Below are 16,897 nucleotides of genomic sequence, written 5' to 3'. Positions count from 1 at the left end.
CTTATTCCAAATGAAATTAATTCCTATTCAGAAATACAGAAAATGATTGTCTGTAATTTATTTATGAAAATAATTAGGGTGTTGTTTTGAAGTCGAAATTAGAATTTTTTCTTTGCTATGACAAAGGATTTGCAAGTTGGATATTTTATTGTTTGGGTGTTTTGTGTCTGATTTTCATATCTTTCAATTATCCCGTATTGGCAGCCGATAAGCAAAGTTCATACGTGGAGATCGAAACGACTCTAAAGGAAAAACGAAGCAAGGTCAGTTTAATGCTCAGGGATGTTGAAGAGCGCATTGCTACATTAAAAAAAATTGAATCGCTGAACCCTCAGCAACAATCTGAATTATCGTCGTTGATCAAGGCGCATGATTTTTTGCATAAAAATATTGAATCCGTTGACCAAACCGTCCATTACGTTGAATCTTCCAAAAATGCGCCACAACAGCTAAAGGCGCTGGAACGGAAATTAGATGCACCGCTGCAGCGAGACGAATTAAAAATTAAAGATATTGATTTGAAACAACCGCTGGAAAAGCTTGAAATACAGTTTGATGCCATCAGAAAAACATTAGAAAAAGCGCAAAAAGAGCGGGCTGAAATTGAAGCGGAGATTACCCGGCGGGCAGAACGGCAGCCTAAAATCCAGGAAGAGCTCTCAATGACGCACAAACGTATTGAGGAACTTAAACAGACAACAGCTGCAGTTCCCGGTACCGCGAGCCAAAACCCTATTGAAGCGCAGCAAATCGCACAGAGTGCAGAGCTTGACTATTTGACACAGTTACTTAAGAAACTGGAACTCGAAGACCGCAGCTACAACCAGCATCGGGAACTTTTGCGTGCACAGCGACATGCTGCAGAACGCAATGTTTTGATCGCTGAGCGCAACTATAATTTTTTTGAGCAAATTATCAATCAACTGCGAACCGAAGCGGCCGCTCGCGCAAAACAGGTAGCGGATACAGCAAGCCTTGCAGCTGATTCCGCTCACCCGCTGGTAAAGGCCATCATCGATGAAAATAAACTGCTTGCGGTCGAATTGGAAAAAATTACCGAAGATGGTGCGCTAATAAGCAAAGAAAAGAAACGGCTGGGTCGTGCACTTACTACCACAGAGCATACTTATAACCGGATCAGGGAAAAAATCGCTCAGACAGGTTTGACGAATGCCATTGGATTGAAGTTACGAAACGATCGCAAACAATTGCCCGATATTAGTATGCACGAAAAGAAAATTGAGATGCGCAATCTTGAAATCAATCGTGTGCAGTTAAGACGTATTGAGCTTGAGGATCGATTGCTTGAGCTGGTTGATTTAAACCAGCAAGCTCTGCGACTTATGGCAGACGCCAAAATTGAATTAACCGGAGATGCACACGATCAATTGCAGGTAGCCGTGTATCGGGCACTGGACAGGCAAAAGGAAGATTATCTTGATGAATTGATCAATGCGTATGATGTTTATTTCGAAAACAAACTATATCCTTTGCTCGAACGAGAGCTTAAGTTTGTTGCTTTGATCAAGGATTACAAGCAATTCATCGATACCCGTATCCTTTGGATTCAAAGCGCGCCTGTTATTGAACTGGGTGATATTCAGCGTCTGGGTGAAGCTACGGCGTGGCTCTTGAACCCGGCGTCATGGATACAAACCTTTACGCTCTTGGGAAATGACTTTCATGACAATTTATTGAGAATCATGCCGCTGTTATTCCTCGTTGCATTACTGCTGAGCATGCGGTTTTATTTAAGAAAAAAACTATCGGAGTTTGGGCGCTATGTGACCAAACTGAGTAAAGCGCAATTTGTTGACACACTGTGGGCAGTGGTAGTGACGTTGTTAATGGCGCTTGCCTGGCCGCTATTTATCTATCTTATTGCCTGGCGTATTCAGCAGATGGAAAGCAACTCAACTTTTACACTTGCGATCGGATGCGGACTTGCCGCGTTAGCTTATTTGCTATTTTCGGGTTTGGTATTACGCCATATTTGCCGTAAAGAAGGCCTTGGTGAATTGCATTTTCGCTGGAAAATAGAAAACATGCAGCTGATCAGGCAACAGCTTGCCTGGTATTTATCTGTAATGCTTCCGCTGATTTTTGTTTTTGTGGTTACGCTGGAGCAGCCGACAGAAGCACATCATGATTCACTCGGACGTCTGGTTTTTTTCATTTTAATGGTGGCAACAACGTTACTGATTTACCGTTTGATGCACCCCGCAAGCGGGCTGCTGAAAAATTATCTGGAAAAAAATAGTGAAGGCTGGATCAGCCGTTTGACCGGGTTATGGTTTATGGTTTTGTTGATAACACCGGCAGGGCTGGCCATTACAGCAGCTGGCGGCTATATGTATACCGCTGGACAGTTGTCGCTTCATATCATTAATTCAATTTTGTTGATTTTTGCAGTCATTGTTGCCAGGGGGTTGTTAATCCGCTGGCTAAATATTGTACAGCGAAAACTGGCGATCGAACAATGGCGTAAGAAGCTTGCCGCGCAGGCCGAACAAGTGCAGGAAGACGATAAGATCAAAACTGCAGATACGGGTGAACAAATCCATGTCGAAGAAGATGAACTGAATGTTGAGATCATTAGCACGCAAACCATGAAGCTCTTAAACACTGCTTACTGGTTTACCATCGTTATTGGCCTCGCGTTGATTTGGGCGCAGGTTTTACCGGCATTCAACATGCTCAACGAAGTGGTATTATGGAACACTGAAGTGACCAGTACTGACGGTGGCAGCGAGACACAAAGTATGGTGCCGATCACTTTGGCGAGTCTGTTATTGGCAATTGTCATTTTCATGATGACTTTTTTCATCAGCAATAACATTCCCGGTTTGCTCGAAATCGTTATTTTACAGCGCTTGCCTTTTACCCCGAGCGGGCGCTATGCAATTGCTTCCATTGCGCGCTACTTCATCATTATATTTGGTTTTGCTATGACATTCAGCGCTCTCGGTATCGGTTGGTCAAAGGTGCAGTGGCTTGCTGCGGCGGTGACGGTGGGCCTGGGCTTCGGGTTGCAGGAAATTTTTGCCAATTTTGTATCCGGGTTGATTATATTGTTTGAGCGTCCGGTGCGTGTAGGTGATGTTGTCACGCTGGGTAATATCAGCGGTAAAGTTTCGCGTATCCAGATGCGCGCAACAACAATTATCGATTGGGACAGGAAAGAACTCATCATTCCGAATAAGGAATTTGTCACCGGTCAGGTGATTAACTGGTCGCTATCCGATTCCATTTTGCGTATTCTCATTCCCGTTGGTATTGCGTATGGTTCTGACACAAAGCTCGCAAATGATATCCTGCTGTCAATTGCGCAGGATCATCCCAATGTGCTCAAAGAACCTGAATCAAGCGCACGTTTTGTTGCTTTTGGTGAAAGTTCGTTAAATTTTGAACTCAGGGTTTTCATTCCTGAACCTGATTTGCTACTGGAAACGCGCCATGATTTGTTGATGGAAATCGACCGGCGTTTTCGTGAATCGAAGATCGAAATTGCCTTCCCGCATCAGGATATTCATATCAGAAGCCTGCCTGACCAGATTTCCATTGTTTCAAGGTCGATAACTGCAGGTCAGGTGAATGGACAAACAATGCAATAACCAAAGGCAATCCTCAGTTTGCAAATTAATACAGAGACAATAGAAGAAATGCCGATCCGACTGGTAATTCACGGGGGCGCGGGTTTAATCAAACGCGACAAATTAACGCCGGAACGTGAACAGGCTTTTATGCAGGTGCTGACGCAATCGCTTAATGTAGGCCACGCCGTACTTGCAGCAGGAGGCAGCAGTATTGATGCCGTTATTGCCGCGATTGTGGAAATGGAAGATTCACCTTTGTTCAATGCAGGCAAAGGTGCCGTATTCAGTCATGAGGCGCGCAATGAGCTGGATGCATCGATTATGGACGGTGCTGCACGGATGGCGGGATCAGTGGCCGGGGTTACCACAATTCGTAACCCGATTCGTGCAGCGCACGCGGTGATGACAAAAAGTCCGCATGTGATGCTGATCGGTCAGGGTGCGGAAGCATTTGCGGCTGAACAGGGCCTGGCGATCGTTGATTCATCTTATTTTTTTACCCGGCATCGCTGGAATCAATTGCAAAAAGCCGTCGCTAAAGAATATATTGCACTGGATCACGACATTGAATCTGATTCGCTTGATCCTGACCCCCTGTCTGATGATAATGAGAAACATGGTACCGTCGGTGCTGTCGCGCTGGATTGCTACGGCAATCTCGCCGCCGGTACATCGACGGGTGGATTGACTAACAAACGATTTGGCCGCGTTGGCGATACGCCGTTGATCGGTGCTGGAACCTACGCCGATAATCGATCGGTGGCAGTATCAGCGACCGGCACCGGGGAAATGTTTATCCGTTCTGCTGCGGCTTTCAATACAGCTGCGCAAGTACGGCTACAAAACAAATCGATAGCTGAGGCGGCGGATAATACACTGGCGGAAATAGCGGCCATTGGTGGTGATGGCGGCTTGATCGTACTGAACACACAAGGCGATTATGCAATGCGCTTTAACACCAGCGGCATGTATCGCGGCGTCATCAGTAACGACGGCACTGCGCGAGTTGATGTTTTTCCGGGAGGCGAATCGCCGGTTTCATATTGATGGTGATCAGGCTTGCGACAAATCCGCATAATAGGTCAGACTAATCCGATTCACATAATTTCTTAGATTCTCCTTAGTCAAACCATGTTCCTTTAGCGGTGACTCGATAGGACACCCAATGATGTTAATCAACATGCCATAAGCGCTGGCATCCAGTGATGTAGGCTGATTACCAAAGAAAAAAGGCTGGTTACCGAGAAAATCGGAAAGTGCGTCGATATCCTGTTTGCCGAGCAAAGTGATTTCTTCCGTTTGGTGTCGCCCCATGCCTTGGCCGATTATCTGGCGCTTGATTTTGCTGCGTGTATGCAGAGCCACAATATTTTGTATAACAGGCGGTAACTCTCCGAAAATCGCTTTGCGATTGATTTTCCAGTTATCGTCTGTATACATCCAGCGGAAATAAAAAAAACTCCAGAACAGATGATCTTCAAGCAAATGCTGCCAGGCCAGTGAAGTGGCCCGTTGTGTGCTGTCGAGATCTTTGTCCAGGTCTTGGTAAGTTGACCTGAGATGTGTAAGAATAAAATGTGAATCTGCAACAATTTTTCCGCTATCGTCAATATATGGCAGTTTTCTTTTTGGTGCGCCGGGTGGCAATGCGGCCACGATGTCATAGTCAATATCCGCCATACGTAAATAAGTTTCCACCTTGCAGCAGAACGGGCTTAAATTCGGAATGCCCCAGGTGCGATTAAATTGATAGAGTTTTAGCATATCCATTACCCTTATTATTATTTACTCAAGGATTTATAACACGCAAAATGAAAGTAATTTATAAACTTGTTTTTACAAGTGAGAAAGAAATACTATTTTTCTCGGGACGTACCGATCTCGAATTTGGCCAGAAATAAATACTGTATCAAGCAATCGAGGAATAACGATCTCATTTCCAGCATTATTTGAATGCGTGTGAATGTCATGGACAATGCACAGCATAACGTAAAAAAAGCTGGCCGGTAAGCCGGATTCTGTCGTGGACAGTCATTCATCTAGATGTGCGGTTGCCCGTACATTCAAGCAACCTACCCGCAGGCTCTGCGAGCAACATCATCGCCTGCCTATTTGGTTTTGCTCCGGATGGAGGTTACCGCGTTTCACCGTAACTGAATACGCTCGTCTCTGTGGCCCTGTTCCTCGCCTCACGGCGTTCGGCCGTTAGCCGACATCCTGCTCTATGGAGTCCGGACTTTCCTCTCCCCGCTGCTTCGAAGAGCAGCGGGCAGCGACTGTCTGGCCAGCTTCAATACTATTCTATCACTACGGGCAAGATTAAAGTTTGAAGATATGATTAAGGAGGCTTTAGACGATTGAATTGCGTTGAGAATGCACCAGGTCCAGAGTGAAATTGGAGAAAAACGTAGTTAACCGTAAATTAATATCCAACATTGAAATTGCAAGCACAATAGAATTTAAACGGTTTCTTACCCTTGCAGCATGGCATTGATCTGCAGCAATACATCTTCGTCGAGTTCGCCTGCTTCTGCGCTCAGGCGCAATCTTGACATTAAATAGCTGTGATAGGCCTTGGCCAGATCACGCCGGGCGGAGTAAAGTTGTTGTTGGGCGTTGAGCACGTCAACTTCGGTTCGGACGCCGACCTCCTGTCCAAGCATGGTTGAATCCAACTGGGTTTGGCTGGAAACCAGTGCCTGCTTCAGCGCTTTAACCTGCGCAATGCCATTGGTGACATTCAAATACTGCTGGCGTGCCTGAATTGTAGTGTTGCGACGGATATTTTCCAGATCATGCCGTGCTCGTTCCTGATTGGCCAGTGCTTCGCGAACCCGAGATTGTGTACCACCTCCCTGGAATAATGGTAAATTCAGTTGCAAGCCGATTGATTTAGAGGTCAGGTCAATGCCGCGACCGGTAATTGCACCACCAACACCGGTCTGATCAGTGTACTGCGCAACCAGATCTACAGTCGGATAATGCAGAGAATACATTTTTTTGACTTCCTTGCTGGCCAGTTCATAAGCGGCTTGTTGAATTTTCAATGCAAAGTTTTTTTCTTCAGCGACGATGACCCATTCTTCCATACTACCGTAGCGCAGCGCCGGAAGATCGGTTGAAATTTTATGTGTACGGGCAAGTTGTTCCGGAAAGCGATTAATAATTCCTTGCAGGGTACGCTTTCGCACTTCCAGTGCATTCTGTGCGGCGATTTCCTGTGATATCGTCAAATCAAAACGCGCTTGTGCTTCATTGGTATCGACAATGGTTGCAACGCCGACCTCAAAATTGCGCTGCGCTTGTTCCAGTTGCTTGAGAATGGCTTCTTTTTGTGCTCCGGCGACCTCGACATCTACTTGCGCATCGAGTACGTCAAAATATGCCTGTGCGACGCGTAATATTAAATCCTGCGCGGCGACAACAAATTCCGATTCTGCTCGGGATACTTCGGTTTTGGCTTGTGAATAGATGATGAAATTCTCAAAACGAATCAATGGTTGTGTTGCGGATATGGTAACACCTCGATTTTGAATAGTTACTGCCGGTCCCAGTGTGGTATCTACTTCCTGTGTCTGGCGTATCGCTGACAAGTTGATATTCGGTAACAGACCAGCCCTGCCCTGCGCAGTTTTTTCCTGTGCGGCCTGATATGTTGCACGCGCGGATTGATACTGTGCATCCTTTTCCAATGCTTCCTGATAAATATCCATCAGATTAGCAGCACTCAGCGCGGTACTGATTGTAGTGCCTGTTAAAAACAGCATGAAAAAAAAGAGTGAAAGTACTGCGTTGTGCAAGACCTTGATCATAACAACCGGCAGGAAGCCTTTGAAATTCCTGTAGTAAAAAACATCATCTTCGTGAAATTTATTCAAAGTGAGATTGGAAGTCAAAAGGTAAACCTGCTCGCTTGCGCAGCGTTAATCAAGGCTGGTGTACTGGTTTCAAACATTTTTGCGACGGAAAATTCACCAGGTGCAACGCATGTAATCAATTCGGCGTCCATCACTGGATCCTCACCTACAATCGCAAATAAACGGCCGCCGGTATTCAGGCTGTTCTTAAAATTATCCGGTAACACAGGCGTGGATGCCGTGAGGACGATGACATCGTAGGGTTCGTGTTTTGACCAGCCATGTGCAGCATCGCCCAGTTCCAGCGTAGTATTTGTAATATTGTGGGCTTTCAGGTTCACTTCTGCCATATTTTTAAATTCCGGCATGATTTCAACACTGTATACATGTGCGCCGAGTTGCCCCAGTAATGCAGTCATATAGCCGGTGCCGGTGCCGATTTCGAGGATTTTGTCTGTTTTTTTGATATGTAGCTCCTGCAGAATACGTGCTTCCATTTTGGGTGCGAGCATTACCTGTCCATGACCCAGCGGAATCTCCATATCGACAAAAGCTGCGTGACGATAGGCGCTCGGTACAAATTCCTCACGGTGTATTTGGTACAACAGTCCGAGTACTTCATCGTCCAGCACATACCAGGTGCGAATTTGCTGGGCGATCATGTTTAAACGCGTTTGTTCTATAGTTGGTTCAGGATTCAGTTCAATGTTCATATCCGTTCAATTTAAAAAATAATATTACTTGCAATTATTTCACATTTCCATTAGCTTCACAGCATCAGCTAGGGGTCCATTTCCTGAATTTTTGGAATTTTGGTGAGAAAGTCCCTTATCACCTGACGCGGATAATGCCGCCGTAGGGAAGCTGGAGCTAGTCCTCCCGCTCTTTATGGCATTTTAAGGAGCATCTTAATGAGTATTACAGTTTTAAATCAAAAAAATTTTTCCAGTACGACGGCCGTTGTCGATGAAGCTGCCGTTAAACCGTTACCTAATTCACGCAAAATCTATGTACAGGGCTCCAGGCCTGATATACGTGTGCCCATGCGTGAAATCAGCCAAACGGATACAATGACTAATGTGGGCGCTGAAAAAAACCCGCCTATCTGGGTTTATGACACCTCCGGACCTTATACTGATCCGGCTGCCAGAATTGATATTCGTTCCGGTCTGCCCGCGCTACGCGAACAATGGATTGAAGATCGCGCTGATACCGAGGTCATGCAGGGTCTGAGCTCTTCGTATGGTCGTGCACGTCTGCAAGATCCCAAGCTGGCGGATATGCGTTTTAATTTGCAACGTCAACCGCGTCGCAGTAAAGCAGGTTTGAATGTATCACAAATGCACTACGCGCGGCAGGGCATTATCACGCCCGAAATGGAATTTATCGCCATTCGTGAAAATCAGCGCTATGAGGCATTGAATGCAGAAAATCATGCGCTGTTAACACAACAGCATGCCGGACAACATTACGGTGCCAATTTGCCCCAACAAATTACACCCGAGTTTGTACGTGACGAAGTGGCGCGTGGACGTGCAATCATTCCGGCCAATATCAATCATCCGGAATCGGAACCGATGATTATCGGGCGTAATTTTCTGGTTAAAATCAACGCTAATATCGGTAATTCCGCATTGGGATCGAGTATTCAGGAAGAAGTTGAGAAAATGACCTGGGCAATACGCTGGGGCGGTGATACGGTCATGGATTTATCCACCGGTAAAAATATTCACGAAACGCGCGAATGGATTATCCGTAACAGTCCGGTACCGATAGGTACCGTACCGATTTATCAGGCACTGGAAAAAGTCGACGGCAAATCGGAAGAGCTGACCTGGGATATTTTCCGCGACACGCTGATCGAACAGGCGGAACAGGGCGTAGATTACTTCACCATTCATGCTGGCGTGCGGCTGGCGTATGTACCAATGACAGCCAAGCGCATGACTGGCATTGTCTCGCGTGGTGGTTCCATCATGGCGAAGTGGTGTCTTGCACATCATGAGGAAAGCTTTTTGTACACGCATTTTGAAGAAATCTGCGAAATCATGAAAGCGTATGATGTCAGCTTCTCACTCGGTGACGGTTTGCGTCCCGGTTCGATTTATGACGCCAATGATGAAGCGCAGTTTGCCGAATTGAAAACACTGGGCGAACTCACCAAAATCGCCTGGAAGCATGACGTTCAGACCATGATTGAGGGGCCGGGTCATGTTCCGATGCACCTCATCAAGGAAAACATGGATTTGCAGTTGGAGCATTGTGATGAAGCACCCTTTTACACGTTGGGTCCGTTGACAACCGACATCGCGCCGGGGTATGACCATATCACTTCTGCAATCGGTGCGGCGATGATCGGCTGGTACGGTACGGCGATGCTCTGCTATGTCACTCCGAAGGAGCATCTCGGACTGCCGGACAAGGACGATGTCAAGGACGGTATTATTACCTATAAAATCGCCGCACATGCTGCTGATCTGGCGAAAGGCCATCCGGGCGCACAGATTCGCGATAACGCTTTGTCCAAGGCACGTTTTGAGTTTCGCTGGGAAGATCAGTTTAATCTGAGTCTCGACCCGGATAAGGCGCTCCAGTTTCATGATGAAACCCTGCCGCAGGAAGGTGCCAAGGTGGCACATTTTTGTTCCATGTGCGGTCCGCATTTCTGTTCGATGAAAATCACCCAGGATGTCCGTGACTATGCTGCCAAACAAGGCGTCAGTGAAGATGAAGCCCTGAAACAGGGAATGGAGCAAAAATCTGCTGAGTTCAAGGAGAAGGGTGCGGAGATCTATAATAAACTCTAAGAATCAACCTAATATCGACTCCCTAAGACGACTAAAATACACCGACTAAAACATACCCTGAATGGATTTCATATTAATATTTAAAGCGTTGATTCTTGGCATTGTTGAGGGGTTGACTGAATTTTTGCCAGTCTCTTCAACAGGTCATTTAATTCTGGTTGGCGATCTGCTGGATTTCAACAGCGATCGGGAAAAGGTGTTCATGATTGCAATCCAGTTGGGTGCTATTCTAGCCGTCTGTTGGGAATACCGAAAAAAAATAACTGGTATTGTCGTCGGTATCGGCTCAGACAAAACGGCGAATCGCTTTGTATTGAATCTGCTCATTGCTTTCCTGCCCGCAGCTATTCTGGGCTTGCTGTTCATAGATGTGATCAAGCAATACTTGTTCAACCCGTTATCCGTGGCCACAGCGCTGGTAATCGGCGGCATTGTGATTTTGTGGGCGGAACGCAGGGATCATGTGATTGAAGTGGAGCAGGTTGATAACATGGATTGGAAACATGCGCTGAAAGTCGGCTGCGCGCAATGCCTGGCATTGATTCCGGGCACTTCCCGCTCGGGCGCGACGATTATCGGTGGTCTGCTATTTGGCCTGTCGCGCAAAGCCGCCACCGAGTTTTCCTTCTTCCTTGCGATCCCCATCATGTTTGCCGCAACGTTTTATGATGTTTACAAAAACCGAGCCATCCTCGAGTTCGATGATATTGGCATGTTCGCAGTCGGTTTTGTTGCCGCATTCTTCAGCGCACTCATCGCCGTGCGGGGTCTGATACGATTTATCAGCAATCATGACTTTACGATTTTTGCCTGGTACCGGATTGTATTTGGGTGTGTAATTTTGTTGACAGCTTATACGGGGGTTGTGGAGTGGTCGGAGTTTCCGTGAAAAGTCTTGTTTTTTCGCTTTGAAAATATCAACCCTCAGAATATTTCTTGCGATTGGATCATAGTAATCAAACGGTTTTTCTTTATTAAGTTTTGCTAGAGCAAGCGTCGCGTTTATCGACTTTAGTCAATACTCATTCAGTTCATCCCTGACAATATTATAAACCTTGCACTTCTAAGTTGAATGCAAGGTTTAAAAGCATTAATAATTGGCGTCTGTTCTAATCCGGTTTCTACAACTATTCACAGGAACAAGTAAGATATGCAGGATTCGAGCAAACAGGCGGCGTAATTATTAATGTACCAGTGCCTGGGACGCTTATATTGCTAAGTTTAGGTCTGCTTGGAGTTACTTTCAGCCGAAGCAGACAACAACAACAAACTAATAGTTACTCAGCATTTTATAGCCCGCTTCGGCGGGTTTTTTGCAATCTATAGCAAACAACAATGCAAATCTACTTGAGATAACTCAAATATGGCTTACAAACTATACCGACGACTTGTGCAGGGTTATTGCTATTAAAACCAAGTCAACTTTGTACCCATGGCAACCCAGCAGCTTTCCAACCACCCGCCTTACCGCGATGCTCCTGTTCATCCTTATCACCTTCAAAACCTTCCAGAATATTGTAGCTGTCAGTAAAATCGACTGCGGTAGCCAGTGCTGCTGCCTGACTTGAGCGTGCGCCGCTGCGGCAGATAAAGAATACCGGTTGCTTTTTATCGATTTGTTTCGTCAGTTGTCCGAGAAAATCAGGGTTGGGCTGCATACTCGGATATACGAGCAGCTCTATTTCTTTAGCGCCGGGGATGCGCCCTACCCAGTCAAGTTCAGCATGTGTGCGCACATCCACCAGTTGCGCCTGTTCAGATTCTTGAAGTATGCGATAAGCTTCCATCGGAAGCAGTGCACCTTTGTAAGGAAGCCCCATTTCCTGCCCGCGTTTCTGTGCTTGCTCCAGAATTGATTCAATTGTTTCCATGAGGATTGTATAAAAATTAAATTTAATTGTTGAAAAACTTTATAATAGCGCTATTTTATTCGATTTGCTGTCTCTTATTCGCGCACTTATTTTCAATGGAAAAAATTCGCTTATCCAAATTAATGTCCGAACAAGGATTATGTTCCCGGCGTGAGGCGGATCGTTATATCGAGCGTGGCTGGGTATTTGTGGATGGTATGCAAATTTCAGAGTTGGGCAGTAAAATCCTGCCTTCACAGAAAATCACTTTGCATAAAGCTGCGCAATCGCAACAGACACAGTTAGTGACCATTCTAGTTAACAAGCCTGTGGGTTATGTCTCCGGGCAGCCGGAACCCGGCTATCAGCCTGCTGTTCAGTTAATTAAGCCGGATGCGCAGTTTTGTAACCAGCCACCTTGTAAACACTTCAAACCCGTTCATTTAAAAAATCTTGCGCCAGCGGGCCGTTTGGATATCGACTCGCAGGGATTACTGATTTTTACACAGGATGGACGCATTGCAAGGCAATTGATCGGTAACGATTCATCGATTGAGAAGGAATATTTAGTGCGCGTAAAGGGGCATCTTCCCGAAGATAAACTAAAATTGCTTAATCATGGTTTGAGCCTGGATGGTAAAGTGTTAAAGCCCGCAAAAATTCAGTGGCAGAATGAAGACCAATTGCGTTTTGTGTTGCGTGAAGGTAAAAAACGTCAGATACGCCGGATGTGCGAACTGGTTGGTTTGCAAGTGACTGGCTTAAAACGCGTTCGGATCGGAAAAATCAGATTGGGTAATTTACCCGAAGGCAGGTGGCGATATCTGGAGGATAGAGAGCGCTTCTGAAAGCAATAGTGCTGCGAAATATTGATACAATCCGAATGAGCGAACTGATGGCAAAAGCAACGATACCCTATTCTTACGATAATCCTGAGGTCACGATCAGCGAGCAAGACGGTATCCGTTCGCTGCATTTGGGCGGGACAATGGTGCAAAGTGCTATGCGCATTGCCGCACCGAATGAGCTGGAACTGGTTTATACGCAGTGTATGATGGGTTTTTTGCTGTTTCATGCAAAACCGGCCAATATGTTATTGATCGGATTGGGTGGCGGTTCATTGGCTAAGTTTGTTTATCACTATCTGCCAGCTACCCGGTTAACAGTTATCGAAACGAACCAGCAAGTGATCACGGCCGCTTATCAATACTTTAATTTGCCGGATGAAGATGATCGTTTTGAGATTGTTTTGACCGAGGGTAATCGCTTTATAACCGAATATCCGGGTGCTGCAGATATCATTATGGTTGATGGTTTTGATGACGATTACCAGGTGTCCTCTTTGTGCAGCCAGGATTTTTACGATGTAACTAAACGCTGTTTAACTAACAACGGCATACTGGTGGTAAACTTTCTCAGTCGGGATAAGCATTTGAAAACCTGGTTGCAGCGCATAGAAAAAAGCTTTAACGGCCATATGATTGCCATGATGGCTGAAATTCGTGGAAATCTGATCGTGTTTGCATTTAAAAACAATCCCGGAAAACATTCATGGAAAAGCATTAAGCAAAAAGCGCAAAAACTGGAGAAACAATATCCTTTGCCATTTTCAGAATTTGTCACAAAATTACAGAAATATTAGCAGCGTGTCGAAAACCTTGTCAGCCTGCCTCTGTAATATAAACAAATTGTATGATACAGTGCGCGCTTAAAATTTCATAAAATGAATATCTTATTTATGGATGGTGAATAATTATGGATTATAGCTACGAATCTGAACAGACAAAATTCATGCGTGAATTTCTTGAAAAAAATCCTCAAGTACCGGATAAGCGTCTTGAGGCCAGAGGTATCTGGTGGGATAAGAGTCTCAATAAAGAAGAGCAAAAACGCTTTAAAGAATCGACTGTTCCGCATAAGCCTTATGCTTATTTCAGTGATTTTATCAAAAAGAAACGTAAATAAGTTCGGTGCGTAGGCGCTGAATGATGGTCGTATTTTGAACTGCATAAAACTGGCATCTTTTACATTAAAGGATAAAAGGTGCCAGTTTCTTATTCCTTATCTTGCAATTATCAAACACAAACACCTATAATCCCTCTTTCGGTTGTGTATTTGTAGTCATAGTATTAAGTAATGTTTCACGTGAAACATTACTTAATAAAATCCTGAAAACATAATAATCGTAATTTCTTTTCGTAATTAAAACATTTGTAGTGAATAAACAACGTTATGACATTATTGTTGTAGGCGGCGGCCATGCCGGTACTGAGGCCGCGTTGGCGGCTGCACGAATGGGGTGCAAAACGCTTTTGCTGACGCATAATATTGAGACAATCGGCCAAATGTCATGCAATCCGTCGATAGGCGGTATCGGAAAAAGCCATCTGGTCAAGGAAATCGATGCGTTGGGCGGTTCCATGGCGCTCGCGACAGATGAAGCTGGTATTCAGTTTCGTGTACTGAATTCGAGTAAAGGACCGGCTGTGCGTGCCACGCGGGCACAGGCAGATCGTGTTTTATACCGACAGGCTATACGTAAGAAAATTGAGAATCAGATTAATCTGTGGGTGATACAGCAGGCGGTAGACGACCTGATCATCAGTAATGATCAGGTGGTTGGTGTGGTGACGCAACTCGACATAAAATTTCATGCGCGAGCGGTGGTCTTAACTGTTGGCACTTTTTTGGCGGGGATGGCGCATATTGGAAAAACAAATTTTAAGGCAGGCAGAGCCGGAGATCCCCCTGCTATCACGCTTGCGCATCGGTTGAATGAAATGAATTTGCCGGTCGGCAGACTCAAAACCGGCACGCCACCGCGGATTGACGGGCGCAGTCTTGATTACAGCAAATTGAAAGAACAGCCTGGCGATCAGCCTGTGCCGATTGTCTCATTTATGAGGCATACGGTGAACCATCCGCAGCAGGTTTCATGCTGGATTACAAATACCAATAAAATAACGCATGAAATCATTAACGATGGTCTGTCTGAATCACCGTTGTATACCGGTAAAATCGAAGGGGTCGGTCCCCGCTACTGCCCATCTATTGAAGATAAGGTGGTGCGTTTTTCCGCCAGGGATAGCCATTCAATTTTTCTTGAGCCCGAAGGACTGGATACGCATGAAATTTATCCAAATGGAATTTCAACCAGCCTGCCCTACGCGTTCCAGGTTAGAATGATTCATTCGATTGCCGGCCTGGAAAACGCTCACATCACACGCCCCGGTTATGCGATTGAATATAATTATTTCGATCCGAGAAATCTGAAACGGTCGCTGGAGACCAAGACCTTGAGTGGATTATTTTTTGCCGGACAGATCAATGGCACCACGGGTTATGAAGAGGCCGCATCGCAAGGCTTGCTGGCTGGTGTAAACGCCGCTTTGAGTGTGCAGGAAAAAGAAAACTGGTGTCCACAGAGAAATGAAGCGTATATCGGCGTGCTGATCGATGATCTGGTGACTTCTGGTGTCACCGAGCCGTATCGCATGTTTACCAGTCGTGCGGAATACCGTTTGCAGTTGCGTGAAGATAATGCAGACCAACGTTTGACAGAGATTGGCAGGCGATTGGGTTTGGTTGATGATGATAGATGGGAAACCTATGCCAGAAAACGTGAAGCGATTGAAAAAGAACGAAATCGATTAGATAGCATACGTGTTTTTCCTGGATCTGTACCCGAAGATCAGTTGCTGTCGGTGCTGGGTAAAAATATCGAACGCGAATATACATTGACAGAATTATTACGGCGCCCCGATGTCACTTATGCCAATCTGATGTCGCTGCCAGGTGTTAAACAATCCGAAATTGATGAGCAGGTAGCCGAACAGGTCGAAATTCAGGCCAAATATCAAGGTTACATCAAACGTCAGCAGGAGGAAATATTTCGGCAATCACAATTTGAAACGATGTTGCTGCCAATGGATCTGGATTATTGTAACGTCAAGGGATTATCCAACGAAGTACAGCACAAATTAAATCAACATAAACCCGAGACGATCGGCCAGGCCAGCCGGATTTCAGGTGTAACACCCGCAGCGATTTCCTTGTTACTGGTGCATGTCAAGCGCGGATTTAATGCGCCTGATAAGAAACAACGTGTATGAGTCTGGCTGGTCAGCTGGCACGACATTTGTCTGAGCTGGATTGTCCTGAGATTTTGCAGGACTTGCAGGCACAGGAACAGATAATTCAATATTTATTGCTGATCGAAAAATGGAACAAGCGCTATAATCTAACAGCTGTCAAAACAATTGAAGCGATGTTGATTCAACATATCATGGACAGCCTGTCATCTGTTGCGCATCTTCAAGGGCCGCAAATCGTAGATGCCGGTACTGGTGCGGGACTGCCGGGAATACCGATTGCGATCGCCCGGCCTGAATGGCAGGTTATATTGATAGATAGCAATCAGAAAAAAACTGCTTTTTTACAGCAGGCTAAAATTCAACTTGGTCTAGCTAATATTACAGTTATGGCGCAACGAATTGAAAACTCGATTATTAATGAGAGAGTAAACTCGATTATTTCAAGAGCATATACGAGTCTTGGTGTGTTTATAGAAACCACGCGGCATTGGGTGACGCCGGATAATGACCAGTGTCGATGGTTCGCAATGAAGGGAAAATGCACCGACCAAGAGCTTGCAGAAGTCGTGGCACCTTTTTATGTTGAAAGTAAAATACCATTAATTGTTCCGGGACTTTCGGCAAAACGGGAACTGGTTATTATCGGACAATTGCAGCAATCGGTAGCGCCGCATCACAATAACCGGGAGTAAA

The 16,897-nt window shown here is 45.5% G+C and carries 14 protein-coding genes, 1 other RNA gene and 1 riboswitch; of the genes, 10 read left to right on the top strand and 5 right to left on the bottom strand.

The genetic code is table 11. The annotated features are described in order from the left end of the window. Positions 1–224 precede the first annotated feature (224 nt). On the top strand, positions 225–3,614 hold the full coding sequence (locus tag C8R11_RS02515; protein WP_146159052.1) for a mechanosensitive ion channel domain-containing protein: 3,390 nt from the start codon (positions 225–227) through the stop codon (positions 3,612–3,614). 18 nt (positions 3,615–3,632) lie between these two features. After that, entirely contained in the window at positions 3,633–4,643 is a 1,011-nt protein-coding gene (locus C8R11_RS02510; RefSeq protein WP_244907520.1) for an isoaspartyl peptidase/L-asparaginase family protein, read from the top strand. Between the two features lie 6 nt (positions 4,644–4,649). Here C8R11_RS02510 and C8R11_RS02505 read toward each other — a convergent pair whose 3' ends face one another. The 4 genes from C8R11_RS02505 to C8R11_RS02490 form a co-directional block, all read right to left on the bottom strand. After that, positions 4,650–5,366, bottom strand: a complete 717-nt coding sequence (locus C8R11_RS02505) for a glutathione S-transferase family protein (protein WP_244907519.1) — start codon at positions 5,364–5,366, stop codon at positions 4,650–4,652. 221 nt (positions 5,367–5,587) lie between these two features. Continuing rightward, positions 5,588–5,888, bottom strand: an RNA gene (gene rnpB / locus C8R11_RS02500) — RNase P RNA component class A. 179 nt (positions 5,889–6,067) lie between these two features. Continuing rightward, positions 6,068–7,363 carry a TolC family outer membrane protein gene (locus tag C8R11_RS02495; RefSeq protein WP_107794432.1) on the bottom strand — a complete coding sequence of 432 codons (1,296 nt, stop codon included), beginning with the start codon at positions 7,361–7,363 and terminating at the stop codon, positions 6,068–6,070. A gap of 125 nt (positions 7,364–7,488) precedes the next feature. Further along, entirely contained in the window at positions 7,489–8,166 is a 678-nt protein-coding gene (locus C8R11_RS02490) for a protein-L-isoaspartate O-methyltransferase family protein (protein WP_107794317.1), read from the bottom strand. A 60-nt stretch (positions 8,167–8,226) separates the two neighbouring features. Next, a riboswitch (TPP riboswitch) is annotated at positions 8,227–8,332 on the top strand. Between the two features lie 32 nt (positions 8,333–8,364). On the opposite strand from C8R11_RS02490, the gene thiC reads away from it, so the two are divergent. From thiC to C8R11_RS16600, 3 genes are all read left to right on the top strand, one after another. Next, positions 8,365–10,260, top strand: a complete 1,896-nt coding sequence (gene thiC / locus C8R11_RS02485; RefSeq protein WP_107794316.1) for a phosphomethylpyrimidine synthase ThiC — start codon at positions 8,365–8,367, stop codon at positions 10,258–10,260. Positions 10,261–10,321: 61 nt separating this feature from the next. Then, a complete protein-coding gene (locus C8R11_RS02480; RefSeq protein WP_090696389.1) occupies positions 10,322–11,149 on the top strand; it encodes an undecaprenyl-diphosphate phosphatase in 828 nt (275 codons plus the stop codon). A 290-nt stretch (positions 11,150–11,439) separates the two neighbouring features. Beyond that, positions 11,440–11,586, top strand: a complete 147-nt coding sequence (locus C8R11_RS16600; protein WP_342352451.1) for a PEP-CTERM sorting domain-containing protein — start codon at positions 11,440–11,442, stop codon at positions 11,584–11,586. Between the two features lie 92 nt (positions 11,587–11,678). Here the strand turns inward: C8R11_RS16600 and C8R11_RS02470 are convergent, their stop codons facing one another. Next, complete coding sequence (locus C8R11_RS02470; protein WP_107794315.1) at positions 11,679–12,131, bottom strand: rhodanese-like domain-containing protein; 453 nt, start codon at positions 12,129–12,131, stop codon at positions 11,679–11,681. Between the two features lie 95 nt (positions 12,132–12,226). On the opposite strand from C8R11_RS02470, the gene C8R11_RS02465 reads away from it, so the two are divergent. The 5 genes from C8R11_RS02465 to rsmG all read left to right on the top strand — a co-directional run bounded on the left by C8R11_RS02465 (position 12,227) and on the right by rsmG (position 16,896). Next, positions 12,227–12,958, top strand: coding sequence for a pseudouridine synthase (locus tag C8R11_RS02465; protein WP_107794314.1), 732 nt, complete (start codon positions 12,227–12,229; stop codon positions 12,956–12,958). 35 nt (positions 12,959–12,993) lie between these two features. Further along, positions 12,994–13,752, top strand: a complete 759-nt coding sequence (locus C8R11_RS02460) for a polyamine aminopropyltransferase (RefSeq protein ID WP_280523854.1) — start codon at positions 12,994–12,996, stop codon at positions 13,750–13,752. Between the two features lie 113 nt (positions 13,753–13,865). Beyond that, complete coding sequence (locus C8R11_RS02455; RefSeq protein WP_107794312.1) at positions 13,866–14,075, top strand: DUF3460 family protein; 210 nt, start codon at positions 13,866–13,868, stop codon at positions 14,073–14,075. Between the two features lie 251 nt (positions 14,076–14,326). After that, positions 14,327–16,222, top strand: coding sequence for a tRNA uridine-5-carboxymethylaminomethyl(34) synthesis enzyme MnmG (gene mnmG / locus C8R11_RS02450; RefSeq protein ID WP_244907517.1), 1,896 nt, complete (start codon positions 14,327–14,329; stop codon positions 16,220–16,222). Next, entirely contained in the window at positions 16,219–16,896 is a 678-nt protein-coding gene (gene rsmG / locus C8R11_RS02445) for a 16S rRNA (guanine(527)-N(7))-methyltransferase RsmG (RefSeq protein ID WP_107794310.1), read from the top strand. Before mnmG ends, rsmG begins: the two co-directional genes overlap by 4 nt. Position 16,897: the final 1 nt, after the last annotated feature.

The organism is Nitrosomonas aestuarii (assembly GCF_003046585.1).
GTDB lineage: Bacteria > Pseudomonadota > Gammaproteobacteria > Burkholderiales > Nitrosomonadaceae > Nitrosomonas > Nitrosomonas aestuarii.
The sequence above is the reverse complement of the archived record's forward strand: the minus strand, read 5'-3'. Positions and strand labels throughout refer to the sequence as shown.

What these genes read in the sequence shown, in the direction of transcription:
- C8R11_RS02480 (WP_090696389.1), top strand. Translation starts at nt 10,322, where the DNA reads ATGGATTTCATATTAATATTTAAAGCGTTGATTCTTGGCATTGTTGAG.
- C8R11_RS02490 (WP_107794317.1), bottom strand. Translation starts at nt 8,166, where the DNA reads ATGAACATTGAACTGAATCCTGAACCAACTATAGAACAAACGCGTTTA.
- C8R11_RS02455 (WP_107794312.1), top strand. Translation starts at nt 13,866, where the DNA reads ATGGATTATAGCTACGAATCTGAACAGACAAAATTCATGCGTGAATTT.
- C8R11_RS02465 (WP_107794314.1), top strand. Translation starts at nt 12,227, where the DNA reads ATGGAAAAAATTCGCTTATCCAAATTAATGTCCGAACAAGGATTATGT.
- rsmG (WP_107794310.1), top strand. Translation starts at nt 16,219, where the DNA reads ATGAGTCTGGCTGGTCAGCTGGCACGACATTTGTCTGAGCTGGATTGT.
- C8R11_RS02495 (WP_107794432.1), bottom strand. Translation starts at nt 7,363, where the DNA reads ATGCTGTTTTTAACAGGCACTACAATCAGTACCGCGCTGAGTGCTGCT.
- C8R11_RS02470 (WP_107794315.1), bottom strand. Translation starts at nt 12,131, where the DNA reads ATGGAAACAATTGAATCAATTCTGGAGCAAGCACAGAAACGCGGGCAG.
- C8R11_RS02505 (WP_244907519.1), bottom strand. Translation starts at nt 5,366, where the DNA reads ATGGATATGCTAAAACTCTATCAATTTAATCGCACCTGGGGCATTCCG.
- thiC (WP_107794316.1), top strand. Translation starts at nt 8,365, where the DNA reads ATGAGTATTACAGTTTTAAATCAAAAAAATTTTTCCAGTACGACGGCC.
- C8R11_RS02460 (WP_280523854.1), top strand. Translation starts at nt 12,994, where the DNA reads ATGAGCGAACTGATGGCAAAAGCAACGATACCCTATTCTTACGATAAT.